Origin of the sequence: Nostoc sp. (assembly GCF_036916575.1) — a bacterium.
Taxonomy (GTDB): domain Bacteria; phylum Cyanobacteriota; class Cyanobacteriia; order Cyanobacteriales; family Nostocaceae; genus Nostoc.
The window spans coordinates 44103-62951 of the sequence record NZ_JBALGC010000055.1; the positions used below are offsets into that span (position 1 = coordinate 44103).

The 18849-nt window shown below is 44.1% G+C and carries 18 protein-coding genes; 13 read left to right on the forward strand and 5 right to left on the reverse strand.

The features are described from left to right. The first annotated feature begins 133 nt into the window (after positions 1 to 133). From psbC to psbV, 7 genes are all read left to right on the forward strand, one after another. On the forward strand, positions 134 to 1537 hold the full coding sequence (gene psbC, locus V7L29_RS13050) for a photosystem II reaction center protein CP43 (protein ID WP_334735737.1): 1404 nt from the start codon (positions 134 to 136) through the stop codon (positions 1535 to 1537). Between the two features lie 175 nt (positions 1538 to 1712). Further along, entirely contained in the window at positions 1713 to 1853 is a 141-nt protein-coding gene (locus tag V7L29_RS13055; protein WP_334735738.1) for a hypothetical protein, read from the forward strand. Positions 1854 to 1957: 104 nt separating this feature from the next. After that, positions 1958 to 3514, forward strand: coding sequence for a photosystem II chlorophyll-binding protein CP47 (gene psbB / locus V7L29_RS13060; RefSeq protein ID WP_334690548.1), 1557 nt, complete (start codon positions 1958 to 1960; stop codon positions 3512 to 3514). Positions 3515 to 3593: 79 nt separating this feature from the next. Beyond that, complete coding sequence (psbH, locus tag V7L29_RS13065; RefSeq protein WP_334690547.1) at positions 3594 to 3809, forward strand: photosystem II reaction center phosphoprotein PsbH; 216 nt, start codon at positions 3594 to 3596, stop codon at positions 3807 to 3809. A gap of 361 nt (positions 3810 to 4170) precedes the next feature. Further along, positions 4171 to 4650 (forward strand): Photosystem I reaction center subunit III, encoded by a 480-nt coding sequence (locus V7L29_RS13070; protein ID WP_334690546.1) that lies wholly within the window; start codon positions 4171 to 4173, stop codon positions 4648 to 4650. 105 nt (positions 4651 to 4755) lie between these two features. Beyond that, entirely contained in the window at positions 4756 to 4902 is a 147-nt protein-coding gene (locus V7L29_RS13075) for a photosystem I reaction center subunit IX (protein WP_334690545.1), read from the forward strand. Positions 4903 to 5135: 233 nt separating this feature from the next. After that, positions 5136 to 5627 carry a photosystem II cytochrome c-550 gene (gene psbV / locus V7L29_RS13080; protein WP_334690544.1) on the forward strand — a complete coding sequence of 164 codons (492 nt, stop codon included), beginning with the start codon at positions 5136 to 5138 and terminating at the stop codon, positions 5625 to 5627. Here psbV and V7L29_RS13085 read toward each other — a convergent pair. Further along, a complete protein-coding gene (locus tag V7L29_RS13085; protein WP_334735739.1) occupies positions 5624 to 6439 on the reverse strand; it encodes an SDR family oxidoreductase in 816 nt (271 codons plus the stop codon). The two genes, psbV and V7L29_RS13085, sit on opposite strands and share 4 nt — an antisense overlap. Before the next feature lie 391 nt (positions 6440 to 6830). On the opposite strand from V7L29_RS13085, the gene V7L29_RS13090 reads away from it, so the two are divergent. Further along, positions 6831 to 8345, forward strand: coding sequence for a sensor histidine kinase (locus V7L29_RS13090; RefSeq protein WP_334735740.1), 1515 nt, complete (start codon positions 6831 to 6833; stop codon positions 8343 to 8345). 338 nt (positions 8346 to 8683) lie between these two features. Next, entirely contained in the window at positions 8684 to 9049 is a 366-nt protein-coding gene (locus V7L29_RS13095; RefSeq protein WP_334690541.1) for a hypothetical protein, read from the forward strand. Positions 9050 to 10362: 1313 nt separating this feature from the next. Here V7L29_RS13095 and V7L29_RS13100 read toward each other — a convergent pair. The 3 genes from V7L29_RS13100 to V7L29_RS13110 all read right to left on the reverse strand — a co-directional run bounded on the left by V7L29_RS13100 (position 10363) and on the right by V7L29_RS13110 (position 13844). Then, positions 10363 to 11778 (reverse strand): DICT sensory domain-containing protein, encoded by a 1416-nt coding sequence (locus V7L29_RS13100; protein ID WP_334735741.1) that lies wholly within the window; start codon positions 11776 to 11778, stop codon positions 10363 to 10365. A 175-nt stretch (positions 11779 to 11953) separates the two neighbouring features. Further along, positions 11954 to 13456 (reverse strand): UDP-N-acetylmuramoyl-L-alanyl-D-glutamate--2,6-diaminopimelate ligase, encoded by a 1503-nt coding sequence (locus tag V7L29_RS13105; RefSeq protein ID WP_334735742.1) that lies wholly within the window; start codon positions 13454 to 13456, stop codon positions 11954 to 11956. A gap of 52 nt (positions 13457 to 13508) precedes the next feature. Further along, complete coding sequence (locus V7L29_RS13110; protein ID WP_334735743.1) at positions 13509 to 13844, reverse strand: glutaredoxin family protein; 336 nt, start codon at positions 13842 to 13844, stop codon at positions 13509 to 13511. A gap of 293 nt (positions 13845 to 14137) precedes the next feature. Here V7L29_RS13110 and V7L29_RS13115 point away from each other — a divergent pair, with 293 nt between their 5' ends. From V7L29_RS13115 to V7L29_RS13130, 4 genes are all read left to right on the forward strand, one after another. Then, positions 14138 to 15154 (forward strand): alcohol dehydrogenase catalytic domain-containing protein, encoded by a 1017-nt coding sequence (locus V7L29_RS13115; RefSeq protein WP_334694067.1) that lies wholly within the window; start codon positions 14138 to 14140, stop codon positions 15152 to 15154. Positions 15155 to 15370: 216 nt separating this feature from the next. Next, positions 15371 to 15526 carry a hypothetical protein gene (locus tag V7L29_RS13120; protein WP_334735744.1) on the forward strand — a complete coding sequence of 52 codons (156 nt, stop codon included), beginning with the start codon at positions 15371 to 15373 and terminating at the stop codon, positions 15524 to 15526. After that, on the forward strand, positions 15523 to 15711 hold the full coding sequence (locus tag V7L29_RS13125; RefSeq protein WP_334694069.1) for a DUF4089 domain-containing protein: 189 nt from the start codon (positions 15523 to 15525) through the stop codon (positions 15709 to 15711). Before V7L29_RS13120 ends, V7L29_RS13125 begins: the two co-directional genes overlap by 4 nt. Further along, the gene (locus V7L29_RS13130; RefSeq protein ID WP_334735745.1) at positions 15708 to 17117 is read left to right on the forward strand and encodes an AtzE family amidohydrolase; all 1410 of its coding nucleotides are present in this window, start codon (positions 15708 to 15710) and stop codon (positions 17115 to 17117) included. The genes V7L29_RS13125 and V7L29_RS13130 overlap by 4 nt, the downstream gene beginning before the upstream one ends. A gap of 65 nt (positions 17118 to 17182) precedes the next feature. Here V7L29_RS13130 and gntT read toward each other — a convergent pair whose 3' ends face one another. Then, a complete protein-coding gene (gene gntT, locus V7L29_RS13135; protein ID WP_334735746.1) occupies positions 17183 to 18544 on the reverse strand; it encodes a guanitoxin biosynthesis MATE family efflux transporter GntT in 1362 nt (453 codons plus the stop codon). Between the last annotated feature and the right edge of the window lie 305 nt (positions 18545 to 18849).

Consider the following 18849-nt stretch of genomic DNA (forward strand, 5'->3'; position numbering starts at 1 on the left):
GGGAAGCAAGCTACACGCAGCGGCAAATCTAAAATCCAAAATTGGTTGACTGCTTACTCCTAACTAATAAAAATTCAGCACTACCGAATCAAAATCTGAACTGTTTTTGTACCTTTGCGTGAGTTTTTGATATATGGAAACCTCTTTAGGTCCTTCTTCAACATATAAACCGAAAATCAGCGACCCAGCGGCGGAAGGTCGTGACCAAGCATCTACTGGATATGCTTGGTGGGCTGGTAATGCCCGTTTTATTAACTTGTCTGGTAAGTTTTTAGGCGCACACGTCGCCCATGCAGGTATAGTGGCTTTTTGGGCGGGAGCAATGTTGCTGTTTGAAGTCAGTCACTATGTCCCAGACAAGCCGATGTATGACCAGGGCTTAATTTTGATGCCGCACATCGCTACCTTGGGTATTGGTGTGGGACGTGGGGGAGAAATTACAAATATCTTCCCATTTTTTGCGATCGCTGTGGCGCATTTGATTGGCTCTGCCGTTTTGGGTCTTGGTGGTCTATACCATGCACTCAGAGGTCCGGCAAGGCTAGCTGGCTTTTTTGATTTCGATTGGACTGATAAGGACAAGGTTACTAGCATCCTGGGATATCACCTAATCACCTTGGGTGTGGCCGCGTTCTTACTTGTCGGCAAAGCCATGCTTTGGGGCGGCTTATACGACACTTGGGCACCGGGCGGCGGTGATGTGCGCCTTGTTACCCAGCCCACTCTCGACCCCCGTATCATCTTTGGTTATCTGTTAAAAGGAATTACAGGTGGTGCAGGTAATATTGCTAGCGTTAATAACCTAGAGGATTTGGTTGGCGGTCACATATGGATTGGTGGTCTGATAATCTTGGGTGGTATTTGGCACATTGTCACCAAGCCCTTTAAGTGGACTCATGGCATTTTTACCTGGTCGGGTGAAGCTTACCTTTCACAAAGCTTAGGTAACGTTGCTGGGCAGGCTTTAATTGCCTCCATGTTTATTTGGTTTAATAACACTGCTTATCCCAGTGAATTCTACGGTCCTACAGCCCCAGAAGCATCGCAAGCCCAAGCCTTGACCTTCTTAGTGCGTGACCAAAAATTGGGGGCGAACGTTGCTTCGGCTCAAGGCCCCACAGGCTTAGGTAAATATTTAATGCGATCGCCTACAGGAGAAATCATCTTTGGTGGTGAAACAATGCGTTTTTGGGATACTAAAGCGCCTTGGCTAGAACCATTGCGTGGTGTCAACGGACTAGACATCGATAAGATTCAGCATGACATTCAACCGTGGCAAATTCGTCGCGCAGCAGAGTACATGACTCATGCACCTTTAGGTTCTCTGAACTCAGTAGGCGGTGTATCGACCGAAATAAATTCTTTTAACTTCGTATCACCACGTACCTGGCTAGCTTCTGCACACTTTATCTTTGCTTTCCTGTTCTTAGTTGGTCATCTTTGGCACGCCGGACGCGCACGCGCCGCCGCCGTCGGTTTTGAAAAAGGTCTAGACCGTGAAGACGAGCCAGTTAAGTCTATGAATCCACTGGATTAGGTATTGGGGACTGGTGAAGGAGCAAGGGAAGCAGGGGAAGAATAATAATGCCCAATACTTCTCTACCTTGGGCTGCGCCCTAAGCGTAGCTATGCCGCAGGCTTTACGGCAACTCTTAGAGACGCTCTTGCGTTCGCTCAGTACAAGTGCCTAATCTTCAATCCCCAAGTTAGTCATGCAAGATTTTCTCAAACAGACAATTATTGCTCCCATAGTTGGGAATATTGCGATCGCCTTTTTTTCTGTGATTGTAATGTTGTTGAAAACCTTTTTTCCCAAATCCATATCAGGCACATACCTACAACTGTTTTTCTAAAAGTTAAGAGCCATGAATTCAAAACTCCTAACTCCTGTACAGACGCGATTAATCGCGTCTCTCCTGAACTCCTCACTCCTAACTTTTTACAAGGAGCATAACTCATGGGACTACCTTGGTATCGCGTCCATACAGTGGTCTTGAATGACCCAGGACGATTGCTAGCTGTACACTTAATGCATAATGCCCTTTGTGCAGGCTTTGCTGGTTCCATGCTTTTGTATGAACTGGCTCTATACGACCCCAGCGATCCAGTACTCAATCCCATGTGGCGACAGGGGTGTTTTTTAATGCCTTTTGTGGCGCGTTTGGGGGTGACAAATTCCTGGCAAGGCTGGAGCATTACAGGTGAAACCTTTACTGATCCGGGTTTTTGGACATTTGAAACTGTAGCGATTGCTCACATCTTATTTTCGGGTTTGGAATTCCTAGCTGCTTGCTGGCACTGGGTATACTGGGATGTCGCCACATTTTTTGACCCCGAAACCGATAAACCAGTTTTAGATTTGCCTAAGATTTTTGGTATTCATCTATTATTAGCTGGTTTACTCTGCTTTGGTTTTGGTGCTTTCCATCTAAGCGGCATTTTTGGGCCGGGTATGTGGGTTTCCGACCCCTACGGTTTAACAGGGCATATGCAACCTGTCGCCCCGGTGTGGGGGCCAGAGGGCTTTAATCCTTTTAATCCGGGTGGGGTTGTCGCTCACCACATTGCCGCAGGGGTTGTGGGCATTATCGGTGGGCTGTTCCATTTAGCTGTTCGACCGCCGGAGGTGCTGTATCGGGCACTACGGATGGGAAATATTGAAACGGCTCTCGCCAGTGGGCTGGCAACTTTCTTTTTCGCAGCTTTTGTAGCTACTGGTACTATGTGGTACGGCAGTGCTACCACACCTATAGAATTGTGGGGACCAACTCGCTACCAGTGGGATCAAAACTACTTTAAACAAGAGATTGACAGGCGGGTTCAAGTTGCCTTGAATGAAGGTAAAACTCCTTCAGAAGCTTGGTCAGCCATTCCCACAAAGTTGGCTTTCTACGATTACATTGGCAATAATCCTGCCAAAGGCGGTCTCTTCCGGGTTGGTCGAATGGTGGATGGCGATGGGTTGGCTATAGATTGGCTCGGTCATCCAGTATTTAAAGACAGTGAAGAGCGGGAATTAACAGTACGAAGAATGCCGACTTTCTTTGAAAATTTCCCTGTCGTCTTAACAGATAAAAATGATATTGTCCGTGCCGATATTCCCTTCCGGCGAGCAGAATCAAAATTTAGCTTCGAGCAATCTGGGGTTACAGTCAGCTTTTTGGGTGGGACACTGGATGGTCAAACCTTTACAGATTCCTTCGATGTCAAGCGATATGCCCGCAAAGCTCAACTCGGTGAAGTTTTTGAATTTGACCGCCAGACATACAACTCTGATGGGGTTTTCCGGACGAGTAACCGGGGCTTCTTTGCCTTTTTCCATGCTTGTTTTGCTCTAGTGTGGTTTTTCGGACACATTTGGCATGGTTCTCGCACCATATACCGGGATGTCTTTGCTGGAATTGACGCAGACTTGGAAGAACAAGTCGAGTTTGGTGTCTTCCAGAAAGTAGGAGATTTAACTACACGCAAGAAAGAGAAGGCTGTAGCTTCAACTCAGGAAACATCTGTTTAGGAACTTCCAAATAAAACAGTTGACTGTTGATTGCTGACAGTTAACAGTCAACCTCATCCCTCATCCTTTAAAGCAATCCATGCAACAACAAAAGTTTAAATCCAAAAAACTCGCACCTTTGCAATACCTTCTCAGAAACTTAAATTCGGAAGCAGGTAAAGTTGTTCCTGGCTGGGGAACCACACCATTAATGGCTGTTCTAATGCTATTATTTTTCCTTTTTTTGTTAATAATTCTCCAGATTTTCAATTCTTCAATCTTGCTTGAAGGAATCAATATAGATTGGTCAAACTGAAGGATGAAGTATGAATGATGAATAATGAAATTACCTCAAATTTTTTCGCACCACTGATGGGCGCTAGCGTAGCGGCATGTAGTCTGATCTGTACCAACTTCTTACTTCATCATTCATCCTTTACACTTCATACTTCATTCATACTTTATTTATCGAATTCAGCTAACCATTAACAATTGTGAGGTATTTTCATGCAACATATCTTTTTTGCCTATGGAGAGGGACAATTTACTTCAACGGGAACAGGAGTATTTTTTGGTTTGTTAGTAGCTGTATTATTTTGCATACTTTTGATAGTATATGCAGCAAATACCTATCCAGCAAATCGTAATTAATATCATCTTTAGGAGCAAACAAAATTATGAAACGACTATTTGCTTTGATTTTGGTAATTTTTCTCTGGCTTAATGTTGTCCCCACAGCTTTAGCGGAGAACACTACATTAGTCCCTTGTGCCGAATCGCCTGCATTTGTAGAACGAGCGCAAAATGCCCCTGATAGTTATTACACGACAAAGCCATTAAAGGCTTATTCTCAGTTACTTTGTGGCGAGGACGGTTTACCTCATTTAGTTCTTGACCGCCTCAGCCTTGCCCTTGACGTGCTAACTCCCATAGCGATATTTCTCTACATTGCCGGTTGGATTGGCTGGACTGGTCGTTCCTATTTGCGGGCAATTCAAAAACTTGGTTCCTCAGAAGAAAAAGAACTATTTATCGATCTGCCACTCTTCGTCAAATGTATGGTATTGGCTTTCCTTTGGCCGGCATCAGCGGTTCAAGCATTTCTCAGTGGTGAATTAGTTGCCAAAGATGAAGAAGTTCCGATTTCAATTCGCTAAAGGCTATTAACAGTTGATGGTCACTGATTAACTATCAACTGTCAATAAACCCAATAAAAAATGACATCTTGTAAATGCAAATTTAGTTGATTTGGGAGAAAAATCATGGAGTCACGTTATTTTTTGAAATTTTTCACAATGGTTCCTGTAGTTGCTGTCTTAGCAGCGATTATTATATCAGTGATTTTCATTGAATTGAATTACATTTTTCCTGGGTTACAATATGGGACTTTTTTCCATCCTCTACCGTAACTCCTTTGACTTCTGCTAATAAATCTTTAATTCCTAATAAGGGAACACCAAAAAATAAATTATCCATTAATTGTAGGGTGCGTTAGATCAAGATAGTGCCGTAATTTCCGCGCTAATACACCTTACAAAATTGGATATTTTTTTAATTGTAAGTCCCTTAAACAGTTGGGTCAAAGAGAGATTGAGCATTGCTTTCTTAGCTGTATTTAACATCAAAATGTTTAAGGAGAAACATGTTTAGAAGAATAATTGGCGTTGTTTTAGCTACTGTTTTGCTGACGTTCCAGTTTATTGTTGGTAACGCGACAGCGGTAGAGCTGGATGCAGCAATCCGAACAGTGGCATTAAATGATCAGGGTGATACCGTTGTGCTCAACCTGAAACAAATCAAAGAAGGTAAACGTTTATTTAATTACAGTTGTGCCCAATGTCATGCTGGGGGGGTTACCAAGACAAACCAGAACGTGGGACTCGAATCAGAATCTCTGACACTAGCAACACCAAACCGTAATAACATTCAAGGGTTGGTGGACTACATGAAAAATCCCACTACTTACGACGGAGAAGAGGAGATTTCAGAAATACATCCCAGTATCAAGAGCGCAGATATTTTCACAGAAATGAGAAATCTGACGGATGATGACTTGGTATCTGTTGCTGGTCATATTCTCTTGCAACCGAAAGTTGTTGGGGATAAATGGGGAGGAGGTAAAATTTATTATTAATGCGAGGAAAAAAGAGTTTCCCAGTCAATCACAGGCGGTCTTTGTCCCTGGTTGACTATTTCAAAAATTTTCTCAGAACTACTTGGCTGAAAAAGGCATTCTACACAAGCGTTGGCTACGTCAATTCGGCTGGCATCACCCGAAAGTGTATCCCCAGTGCCTACTACCACACCGTATTTACCCCCTGTTTTTGCCTTCAAGAGCGTGTTCAGGTCGTATGAGGTATATGGCCCGTCAATGAGGCGTCCTGCGCGGATAATGGTGTAGGGTAATCCGGAATTAATAATCGACTCCTCGCCCTTTTGTTTGGCATCCAACACGCCAAAAGCATTAAGAATACTAAAAGGAAACTGATTTTTACGGAGAATTCCGCAGGAAGAGACGAAAACGAACCGCTTCAAATTCCGGGGTGCTGCTGCCACTAGGTTACTGACACCTTGGGCATCGACCTTTGCCGGACTATTTTTTGCTTTTGCTTCACTAGATTTGGGATTAAGAAAAATTATTCCCCATTCAAGTAAGTTCGGGGGTTGGTCAAACTCCCATCTGGTAGAGGGAAAGGCAGTGGTTCCGGTACAACTTATGATGTGGGTGACATCTAGCGTTGCGGCTGGCAGTGTAGCTGGCTTTTTGATGTCACCAACGGCAATTTCCACTCTCTGGTTAAACATTTCTTCAGCTTTTGCAGCATTACGTGTCAGAACACGAACTTTCAAACCCTTTTCCAGCAGCTTGCCTACCACCAATTGCCCCACTCCACCAGTAGCACCAGCAACTAGTACCAAATCTTCAACTGAATCAAAAGAAGTCATAAAGTGCCTTTAAGATAGTCTATTGCTAATCTACTTAAAAAAATGCGATGTCTGTCTTGAAAAGTTCAGATCGGCGGAAGCCGCCGCTCCGACTTTTCGCTACGACAGGCTACGCCTACGCATATAGACTCTTTTTCGTAGCGTACTGCATCTGACGAAATCAGGTTTATCTCTTCTCAAACTTGCATCTGCGATCGCTATGATCGGGTAACAGGGTAAGGGTGAGTGTTTTTCAGCCCCTAAGTGCGATTGCTCTTAGAGGGGAAATTGCGCCCGAATTGTTCGGTTCTACCACTGTCATCAGTACACAAATAACTATAACCTCTTAAGTAGTAGTGAAATGTCTACCCTAGACGCCGTTAGTCGCTCTTGAATTAAGGGGTGAAAACCTGTGTACAAATGGATATTGCCAAGCCTGAGCGAAATCTTGGCTGAAAATCAATCAAGTGTAGCTGAATGTTCACCTGCAAAAGCAGAGCGGCAGTGGCGTGTCAGCCTCGCGGCGACAGAACATTTGCTATTAAATACTTTAGCAAATCTTTCAGTTGACACAACCCAAGGATTAGTTTTAGCTGCACCAGCACCCTTATTTAGTCAGCCAAAACTGACTCAAAGCCTACAAACAGTAACTTTTACGGCAAAACCATTTAACCCGTTGGCGCTGATGCCATTTCAGATGCCAGATGCGATGTCTGGGTTGGGCTATGCCAACGCATCTATAAATGAAGAAATTGCTCCTCATGAATCGGTACTTCCCTTACTACCTTCCGATCCGCTAGGGGCAGAACAGTTTTGCTTAGTTTTTACAGATAAATTTAGATTAGTGCTAGTTTTAGCAACCCACAAGAACGGTAAAAAAACCTTTTCATTTTCTTTTGAGCCAGAAGTAGTGCAGCAGGCTTGGCGATCGCTAGGAGCAAGGGTAATGCTGGCTAATCCAGAATTTTTCGCTCGCCTAGATGCATTAGTACAACAGTATTCCCCGGTAGCACCAGATTGCCGGATCATGATTCAATTTAGCCAGTTGTTGCTTCAGGAATTAACAGAAGCAGAAGAGATTAGGGACTCTTTACTAGGGACTGGGGAAGAAACTCTTGAGATGAGAGCTCTTAGCAAGGGAGAAAAGTTTTCCCCTCTGCCCCCTGCACCCCGCCCCTGTGCTTCTTTTCAATCCCCAAATCCTGATGTGGAATTGCTCCAAGCCTTTGCTCACGAAGTCCGCACACCTTTGACAACTATTCGCACCATGACTCGCCTGCTGCTGAAGCGGCGAGACTTAGATGCCACCGTGATCAATCGCTTAAAAATTATCGATCACGAGTGTACCGAGCAAATTGACCGCATGGAGTTGCTGTTTAAGGCAGCAGAACTGGAAACTACTGCCTCAGCAAAACCCTCAAAAACTCAACTCACGCCGATGTCTTTAGATCAAGTGTTGCAGCAGAGCATTCCCCGTTGGGAACAAGCAGCACATCGGCGGAACTTAACTTTAAATGTTGTTTTACCTCAGCAATTACCAACAGTGGTGAGTAATCCCACTATGCTGGATCAGGTACTCACTGGTTTGATGGAGAATTTTACTCGCAGCTTACCGGCTGGTAGCCATATTCAAGTACAAGTTATCCCGGCTGGAGATCAACTGAAGTTACAATTATCGCCCCAATTCGGGTGTAAAGATTCCAATAAAGCCGCCATACCTGCAACGCCACCAATTCGCAAAGCTTTAGGTCAACTGCTGATGTTTCAACCAGAAACGGGTACGATTAGTTTGAATATCGCCGCAACTAAGCATTTGTTTCAGGCGATCGGTGGTAAATTGATTGTGCGCCAGCGCCCACAATATGGGGAAGTTTTGACGATTTTCCTGCCTTTAGAAGTTAGCAATAAACAGAAACCAGGAACTTAAAAATTGTGTTTCCTACCCCTATTTTTGGCAAATATTTCAGCACAATTGCTTATTAACGAATGGTTAATAATCTTAATCTGTCACCGATGGCCTCAACTAGGTTTGACCGCAAGAAAGCAACAGTTCTAAAACAATACCTTCATAAAAAATTCAGATTCATCAGCTAAACTCAAACTTACGAGAAGTTAGCTACTTGTCGAAAATGCCGCTTATTGGGGCTACAAAAGTGGTGGAGCTTTTCTGTAACTAAGGCTGGGATAGCTTTAAGTTTGCACAGCGCGACCTCCACTTGAAAGTGTTAGCAGCACAAAATTTGATAAAAAAAGGTGGAAATTTAAATGCAACAGATTCTCTTAGCCTTAGGACAAGCATTACGCAAGAGCCTTTTGATTCGGGGGATTTTGGGTCTGATGATTTTCCTTTTAGGTCTATTCATTTTTATCCAGCCTCCTAGTTATGCCGGGCAAGGCCAAAATGAAATGGTGAAAGGGTCACAAGCAAAGATCCAACAGAAAGTTGATAAAAAAGCAGAACAGGTCACTAGTGGACTTGAAGAACCAAAAAAAGCCAGGGGAGCAGATCGACCACTTGACGTCCAAGAAGAACAACTGAAAAAGGGCGTAGTAGAAGAAGCAAAAGTAATAGGTGACTTATTGACTGGCAAAAAACCTGACGGGACAAGTGTTTTTGATTCTGATAACTAATCCCAATCCCACTTGCATATTTGACTGCGGGTGGCAGAGGTCTTTTTTTCGAGTATGCCAACGTGCTTTTAATTGTGGTAGCAAGTCATCAAACACCCGTTCAAAAAGTTCTGCTGTCAAGGTGAAAAACCTTTGTGACAAAGCCTGCTGCGACACTTTTACCGCTTTTCCCTATAACAACTGTTTGTGGGGTGTTGCGACGACGACATGGTCAGGATTTCTCGGTTTTTTGGTCGGCATTACTTTGATGTAAATTTTGCGAGCGATCGCACAAGTAATATCGTGTCCGGTTAAAAACTTATCATTAAGACCGCAGGGGAGCAGGGAGCAACAAGCAGGGGGAAAGAGGGTTTCCTGGTTTTTGCACAGATGTGGTAATCATAACTATAGCGATTCTCGTTTGGATGCAACACATGGTAGGGGCACAGCATTGCTGTGCCCTTACGAGTGGTCTGTATTTCATGCAATTGAGAACCGCTATAATTAGCCAGACATGATATAAGTAGGGAGGCACAATTAAATATAAAATAAAACCTCACCCTCAATCCCTCTCCTTGGTAAGGAGAGGGAAGCCGGAGGCCGGGTGAGGTTTTATATTTAATTTGACCCACTTACTTACCTGAAATTATCGCGTTGAAAAAGCTACCAAATCTCTTTTAGGTTCGATGACTTCTGGCGAGTTTCTCGTCAATACTTTTGAGGTAACTGGTACTGTATTGCTGGCTCCTGTACCTGATTAGCAAGTCATGATGCTCCGCCAAATTCCCGCCGCGTTACCAAAAACTTCTAGCTAATAATTATCAGGAAGCTAAAGAAATTGAAGAAGAATTCAGCTATTCTGAATACGTCCGTCAGAATCACTTTTTGTGGTCGATTGTAACCTACCACTTTAAAAGTTAACCACTAAAGAAAGCATATTTAGTAGGAGTGCAAAAACGTAGTTTATAGCGGTTCTCGTTTGCATGAAGTACATTTTTAAACCTCACCCCCAACCCCTCTGGGATGCTTTGGAGAGGGGAGTGTTTGCGTTGAGCAAATACGGGGTGAGGTGACGACTGTATTGCACCAAAGTGAGAACCGCTATATTCATCCGCTTTTTCGCACTCCAATTCATGGCTTTATTCTGAATTCTGTATTCTGTATTTTTCTTCAATTCGTTTTATGAAATTTCGGAGCAAGATAGATTGTGCCAAAATTTGTGATGCTGTTTTCTGGTTAACTTTAAACAAAGGCAAAATTGTATAGCACCACCAAGTTAACTCAGGGAATAATCATAACTCATTTTGTGTAGCGATGCCTACGGCTGGCTACGCCTACACTTTTGGGGTATCGCCAATACTTGCCAGTTGCACTGTAAATGTGGAACCTTCATATAATTTACTTTTTACAGAAATAGATCCGCCGGAGCGCAGCAGTAATTGCTGTACAATTGTTAATCCCAACCCAGCACCACCATAATCTTCAGTTGCTGCTGTACGCACACGATAAAACCGATCAAAGATTTTGGGAATCTCGCTTTCGGCAATACCGATACCTGTGTCGCGGAATTCTAATTGGACATAATCGCCTTGAATACGGGCACGCACCCATACTTGACCACCATTCGGGGTAAACTTAATGCTGTTGTGCAGCAGATTAATCACAATTTGCCTCAGACCACCACTCACGCACCAAACAGATGGAAGTTCAGTCGGTACAGTGTAGGCTAGCATAATCCCTTTTTCTTGAGCTACAGGTTGATAGGTACTGACTACTCCAGGCACAATATCAGCAACACGCACCGACTCCAAAGTCGTCCCCTCTAAATTCCGTTCTAGCTGCACCAGTTCCAACAAACCAGTAATCAGGGAATTTTGGTGATCGCACTGGGTATTTAACATCTGTAAATAACGTTGTCGCTGGGGAGGTTTAAGATTAGGGGAATTCAATAACGAAAGTGCTGTCTTCATATGCGTCAAGGGTATACGCAATTCCTGACATACATTGTTCAGATATTCATCTTTGAGTTGGTCTTTGTTGTGTAGTTCTTGATTTTGCTGCTCTAATTTGGTGGTGCGTACTGTGATCATTTGACGATTAATTTCATCTTGTCGTAGGAGTTGTTTTGCCAACAGTTGATTCATAAGTGCGGGTTGGGGCACAGTTGGACAAATAAAACTAGCAGGTATTGGGGTTGATTCTGGCGTGATTGCTTGTTGGATACCATCTAATACTTGCTGAATTATTCTCCCCTCAACAGTAGTTATAATCAGCAACGGCTGGTTTTTATTAGTATTTACCTTCCCCGATGTCTGACTTTTGCGTTTTTTAAGTGGTCGATGAGCCAAAATTAAACTGCAAAACTGGGGCGATAACACCATCAGAAAGTTTTCCCGTCGCAGTTGACTATCTGGTGGTAGGTGAACAGAGACACGATAGGGAGATAAGAGGGTATTTTCTTTCCCTGCTCCCCCTGCTCCCGTTCTCCCACTTTCCTCAATCTGGCAAGTATAAATGAGACTAGACGCACCTACTGAGAATTGATAACGCGTTAATTCTGATTGCCAAATTTTATCTGGTGGTAGCTTCACCCATAAAGTGGCTGCAATTTGCTGCTCAATTAGTAAGTCAATTTGCGCTCTCACCAGTGATAGCAGAGTAGCAGGACTGAGGGACAGTGGTTTAGGAGGCACTTGCACTCCCATAACCAGTTGATAAACAGACAGATCCTTAGCCAGAGAAACATTCATGAGTCAAGCACAACAAGAATGAAGCAAGAAATAATTCTGTCTTCGATTTTCACCTTTATATGTGCATTTTTTACAAAATTCCCACGGAAAGAAACATGAACTATGAATTATGAGCGATTTTTGTTGTGTAGAATACACATTTTCGGGTAGCACAGCTGTGCTACCCTACTTGGAATTAGGCTTGTATGTTCAGTCTTTGGTGTAAAGCGTCGCGTGCGTGTTCTCGGTCGTCAAAATGGATTTTCTCAGTACCGAGAATTTGATAGTCTTCATGACCTTTACCAGCAAGCAATACTCCATCACCGGATTGTGCTTGTAAAATAGCGGTAAGAATTGCAGTAGCCCGATCACAAATTACAGTTGGTTGTACTGTATCAGCAATTCCCGTCAAAATATCTTGCAAAATCCGTTCTGGGTCTTCAGTCCGGGGATTATCTGATGTCACAACAGCTACGTCTGCTAATTCAGCAGCAATTTTACCCATTTTTGGGCGCTTAGTGCGATCGCGATCGCCGCCACAACCAAACACGCAAATCACTTTACCAGGTATAAACGGACGTGCTGCTTTCAGCAAATTTTCCAAACTATCAGGTGTGTGAGCATAATCCACAATCACGCTAATATCTTGGTCAGGACTAATCTCTACTCGTTCCATCCGTCCAGGAACTCCCGGAAACTCAGGGATCACAGATCCGAGTAACTGCAAATCTAGCCCTAAGTGTAAAACTGCTCCTGCGGCTGCTAGAAGATTTTCTAAATTATATTGACCAACTAGGGGCGATCGAAAAGCCACGTCACCTTTTGGTGTATGTAATGTACCACTGACACCATTCGGCTGGTAACTTAAATCACTCATCCATAAATCAGCGCTGTTGTCGTTGACACTATAACTCCAAACCCTTTCGGAATCCAACGAGGCAATTAACCTTTTGCCATAGGAATCATCAGCATTAATTATTGCCCGTCCCTTGAGATAATCAGGGCTAAACAACAACGCTTTGGCAGCAAAGTAATCTTCCATATCGCTGTGATAATCGAGATGGTCTTGAGTAAGATTACTGAACACCGCCACCTCAAATTGACAACCCAACACTCTACCTTGCGCCAAAGCGTGGGAACTTACTTCCATCACCCCGAACTCACTACCAGCATTTATAGCTTCTCTTAGCTGCTGTTGCAGTTCCACAGCGAAGGGAGTAGTGTAGGCAGCAGTTTGCTCAAAACCTGCCCAACGAGTGTAGAGAGTTCCCATCAAAGCTGTAGCTAGATTAGCTTTGTTGAGCAAAAATTCAATTAGATGAGTAGTTGTAGTTTTGCCATTTGTACCAGTAACACCTACCAGCTTGAGTTTTTGCCCTGGATAACCGTAAAAAGCACTAGCTATCTGGGCACAAGCTTGAGTTATGTTACTTGCACTGATGACCACAGCCTGATTTGTGGGAGGATTTTTCTGTGCTGCTTCCGGGGAGACGATCGCTGCTACAGCACCTGATGCGATCGCACTTTGCCAAAATTCCCCACCATCAACCCGTCCTCCTGGCATCCCAATAAACAAATCTCCCACAATACAAGCATGGGAATTCGTCTTCAAACCCTTAACTTCCACATCCTCCAAGGTAGGATGGCTAGGTAATTGCTCAACACTATCTACCGCTGTTAGTAATTCCCGCAATTTCATCTTGTGAACCTCGTCACATGCTTATCTTGCGCTTATTCTGCATTATTTTTTTCTAATTGGCTAAATACTTACGCAACATTTGCTCCAACTGCTGCACACTAGCACGAGGAGAAGGACGCGGCAATGGTGCTTCTATAATTTCTTCCTCTGCGCCACGGACACTTTGCTCAACGGGGGGGAACCCCCGCACGCAAGTGTCCTCCTCTGCGCCTCTGTGATTTGATAAATAAAGTACTGGCACCTCATACTGGTACGCAGCAAACCAATCTTCACGAGTCGTAATATCCCTAATTTCCAACTCGAAACTGAGATTTTGGATTTGTTCTAGCTTTTCTTGCAAGCCTTCACATAAATGACAGCCGGGTTTACTGTATAAAATTAATCGCATTTGTTGATTATTATGAACACTATTCTACACATCCATAGTCGCAGAACTTTTCGATCCTCTGAGTTGTACTGGCGTTGTAGTATCATGCAATAAAAACGCACGTCTTTCTGTTAGACACGGCAAAAGCAGTCTCTAAAGCTGCAACGAAGAGGTGTCTTTAGTATTCTATTGTTGTTCCGATTTCTAATAGTTTTTTACCAAGGAGCATTGTAAATAGGAGTTGCAACCGAGGAAGAATTCAACATAAGCAGTAGTTCGTATTTGTACATGATAAATTTTTAGGAGAATATAGCATGAAAGCTGCCGTTTTAACCAATTATCACCAACCTCTGGAACTTCGTGATGTATCTATACCGGACATCGGTCCATTAGATGTCTTAATTAAAGTCCATGCCTGCGGAGTTTGCGGTTCGGATGTGCATTTGGTTGACGAGGATTTTAAGGAAATGTCAACATTACCACTGATTCCTGGTCACGAGATTGCTGGAGTGATTGAACAAGTCGGCGAACAAGTCAACTATCTCAAAAAGGGCGATCGCGTTGGCGTTCCTTGGGCTCAACACACCTGTGGTCATTGCCGTTACTGCGTACGCGGTGAATCAATTTTATGTCCAGAGCAACTGGTGACCGGTGTTAGCCTGAATGGGGGATATGCAGAATATACCAAAGCCCCCGCTCGTGACGTGACTGTTATCCCCGATGAAATTTCCTTTGAGGAAGCAGCACCCCTATTTTGTGCAGGACTTACTGTTTACACCCCCTTCAATTACGTCGGCTTCAAACCAGGACAAACTGTTGCTGTGATGGGTGTAGGAGGACTGGGACATTTGGCACTGCAGTTTGCCCATGCTTTAGGAGCACAGACAATTGCAGTCAGCAGAGGCGAAGATAAACTCCAACTGGCTAAGGAAAAACTGGGAGCAGATGAAGTGATCGACTCTAGCACTGACGAATGGGTGCAAAAGTTGCAGCAGATGGGTGGTGCTGATGTCATTCTCTCAACTGCCAATTCATCCAAGCTGATGGGACAGGCGATCCACGCCCTTGCTCCGAATGGAACGTTAGTACTGCTAGCTGTGGAATACAAAGAAATCATCTTTCCGTCACCAATGGATTTGATTGGTGGCCGTCGCCGGGTGATGGGCAATCCGAGTGGCTCTATAAAAGATATGCGCGAGACATTGGAAGTCGCTGCCAAACACGGCGTTCGCCCGATGATTGAAACTCATCCCCTAGAAAATGCCCAACAGGCTCTTGAGCATGTCCGCGATGGCAAGCCGCGTTTTCGAGCAGTACTGACGATGAATTAAAAAAACCTCATCTAATTCTTGATAGATTCTGGCGGCTTGCGATGGCGTACCTGCCCTTTCCGGTGGGTGGTTACGCCATCGCAAAAACTCTTTCACCTTCGACCAACAGTTTTCAATCAGTGAAAAATCAGGAGAATTAAGGAGACAAGTACACTAGTCTTGCTCCAACAGTAACAAAAAGCTTCCTTTCAGAAAAATTAGCTCAAGTTTAGTAGAGTGAAAAGTTCTGCGTTAGTGTATTCCTACGGGGAAGCAAGCTACGCGCAGCGTTCCGCAGAAAAGCTCATCGTTGGCGTAGCCTCTCGTAGAGAAGGTATCGCTCTGAAGGACTACCAAAAAAATAAACCCAAGGCCGCAGAGGAGGAAAAATGAGAAGAAAAGGATTTAATGTGGGTGAGTATGTTGATCAAATGGCGTTGTTGTTGGATTTGCAGCTAAGAGATGAGTATCGAGATGGTGTGGTGGCAAATTTTGAGAGAATTAGGGCGATCGCTAATCTGGTAAATTCTTTTCCCTTACCAGAGGATATTGAAGTTGCATCAGTTTTTGAACCATGAATGATGCTGTATCAATAGCTGCTGCTGTACGTGAAGGTAAAGTTAGCGCGGTGGAAGTTACCAAGGCTGCGTTAGCACGAATAGCAGCGCGGGATCATCAACTCAACTGTTTTACGGCTGTGACTCTTGAGACAGCTTTAACGGATGCAGCCCACATTGACAGGGAAATTGCCCAAGGTAATAATCCTGGAATGCTTGCTGGTGTGCCTTTTGCGGTGAAAAATCTCTTCGATATCACTGGTTTAACGACTCTGGCGGGATCGAAAATTAATGCACAAAACCCACCAGCTACCCAAGATGCAACCGCAGTAGCGAAGCTGAAACAAGCGGGTGCGGTGCTGGTTGGCGCTTTGAATATGGATGAGTACGCCTATGGGTTTGTGACGGAAAATTCCCATTACGGTGCTACTCACAACCCCCATGATTTACAGCGAGTTGCTGGCGGTTCATCGGGTGGTTCGGCGGCGGCTGTTGCTGCGGGGTTAGTACTGCTGACACTGGGTTCTGATACGAATGGTTCAATTCGCGTTCCGGCGGCGTTATGTGGCGTTTTTGGTTTGAAACCAACTTATGGACGCTTGTCTCGGGCTGGGGTAGCTTTATTTTCTAGCAGTTTTGACCACATTGGCCCTTTTGCGCGTTCGGTGCAGGATATTGCTACGGTGTTTGATGTGCTTCAGGGAGAAGACGATCGCGATCCAGTTTGCACAAAGCGTCCGCCTGAATTGGTTTTATCACAACTCAAGCAAGATATCTCTGATATCAGAATTGCAATCGCAGCTGATTATTTCACCAAAGGTGTAGAATCGGAAGCTTTAGCAGCAGTCCAAAAGGTAGCTGATGCTTTAAATGTCACTGAATACATAACCATACCAGAAGCACATCGCGCCCGTGCAGCAGCTTTTGTGATTACAGCTAGCGAGGGCGCAAATCTGCATTTGGAAAAATTGCGTAGGCAAAGCCCACCGAAGGTATCGCGTCCCCAAGATTTTGATCCAGCGACACGCGATCGCTTTTTGGCTGGAGCGTTAATTCCTAGCAGCTGGTATCTCCAAGCCCAACGGTTTAGAAGATGGTATCGCGATCGCATTCGGGAAGTCTTTCAAAATGTCGATGTGATTCTTGCCCCAACTACACCAATTTCCGCACCACTAATTGGTCAACAAACCATGATTTTGGATGGCGAAGAAATTCTTGTCCGTCCTCATTTAGGATTATTTACTCAACCATTATCTTTTATTGGTTTACCAGTTTTATCAGTACCAATTCAGCGGCAAAATGCCTTACCTTTAGGTGTGCAATTAATAGCAGCACCATATAATGAAGCGTTAATTTTACGGGTTGCAGCTGCCTTAGAGGCAAAGGGTGTAGTTTCAGCACCAGTGATTTTCAACGCTCTCAACTAAAGCTAATCATTTACGATGCTGTGAATAAGGTGATTGTAAAATGGAAAAATTACGCCTTCGATTTACTAACATTGAGTCTTTTCAGCAGGAGGAATATCCTCTACCGCTAGTTTCAAGGTTCTAGAGATCTGAATTCCCTGCACTGCAATTCTAGTCACGATAAACAAAGACATCGCCAACCACAACAGATGAACACTCTGCAACTTCCAAGCAAGGGCTGCTGTGGGAATAAACCCTAACCCAGTTGCGATAAAAGCCGCATTGCGGAGTATTAATCCTTCTGCCAAACCAAAGAAATAAGCTTCAATTGAGACGGCAAACGCATACAGCCCCAGCACGCTCATTAGCCAGGGAATGTAGCGATCAATCTGGGTGGTTATTTCTGTATGATTTGTGAGTAATCCAAATACGGTTTGCGGAAACAGGATGCAGGTAAAGGACATGATGACTGCAAACATCAGAGTCACGCCTATAGAAACGCCAAGCAGTGGCACCATCTGCCCCTGCTCCTTTGTGCCATGAAAGTTTCCTGTCAAGGTTTCCGTTGCATAAGACAAGCCATTGAGTATTTGAATCCCTAGCGTCATGAACTCAATCAGCAAGACATTTTCCGCAAAGGCGATTCTTCCCATCCCAGCAAACAGATTGGTAAAAGCCCAAAAGGTAAACCCGATCGCCAGTGTCCGTATAAAGAGATCCCGACTCAGGGCAAAAGTCTCATTCCAGGCAGATTTGTCCCAAAGCTTAGGCGCGACGGCACGGATCTCCTGCCACTGGATTTCACTCTTCACCCAAATTAGTCCTAGCAGCATCATCAAAAATTGGCTCAAAGCTTGTGCCAAGCCTGCTCCCATGCTTTCCCAACCTGCTTGCAGAATCATCTGATAACTCAAGATGATATTCACGACGTTGCCAAAAACTGACAAGACTAGGACTTTCTGGCTCTGTTCACGCCCCATCAGCCAGCCGAACAGCACCATATTCACCAGAACCGCAGGTACACCCCAAATCCTCCTGTTGAAGTAGTCCACCGCAGCCGCTTTCACCTCTGGAGTATTGTTCAAGACAATAAACCCCAACTCTCGCAGTGGGTATTGCAGGAGCAAAACAACAAACCCTAAGCTGAGGGCAATTAAAATATTCCGTAAGCCTAGCAGCAGTACTTCCTGTTGATCATTACTTCCAGTCGCCTGGGCAGTCGTGCCGGTGACAGAGAGACGCAAAAAATTCAATGCTCTATAGAAGTAATTAAACACAACCGTCGCTAGTGCAACGCCAGCTAAATGACGAATGTCTTGCAAGTGTCCTAAAAAGGAAACGCTAACCATTCCAGACAGCGGTACCATTAAATTGGAGAGCATATTGGCGATCGCTAATCTAAAATAGCGAGGAATCCATCGGTCTTGCAAATCATTATTTACTAACATTTGGAATCGGTTAGCTGATGCGATTGAGCTATTTAACTAATTCCTAATGGGCTACCCCCGCTACGTACCCCTACAGGGATCTTGCTACGTAAAGCGTCTTGTAGAGAAGACCACGCTGCCTCACTAAATTGTCAAATTGGTGGTCTTGAATTAGTTGTAAATAAATCTTAAACTAATTTAATTAGGAATTATGTAGCTTACTTCTCATTTTTGGCGAGTATTATCAATTATGAATTATTTTAAGTGATAACCAAGACAAGGACTAATGTATCTACTAGATAGCAATATTTGCATTGCATTGCTGA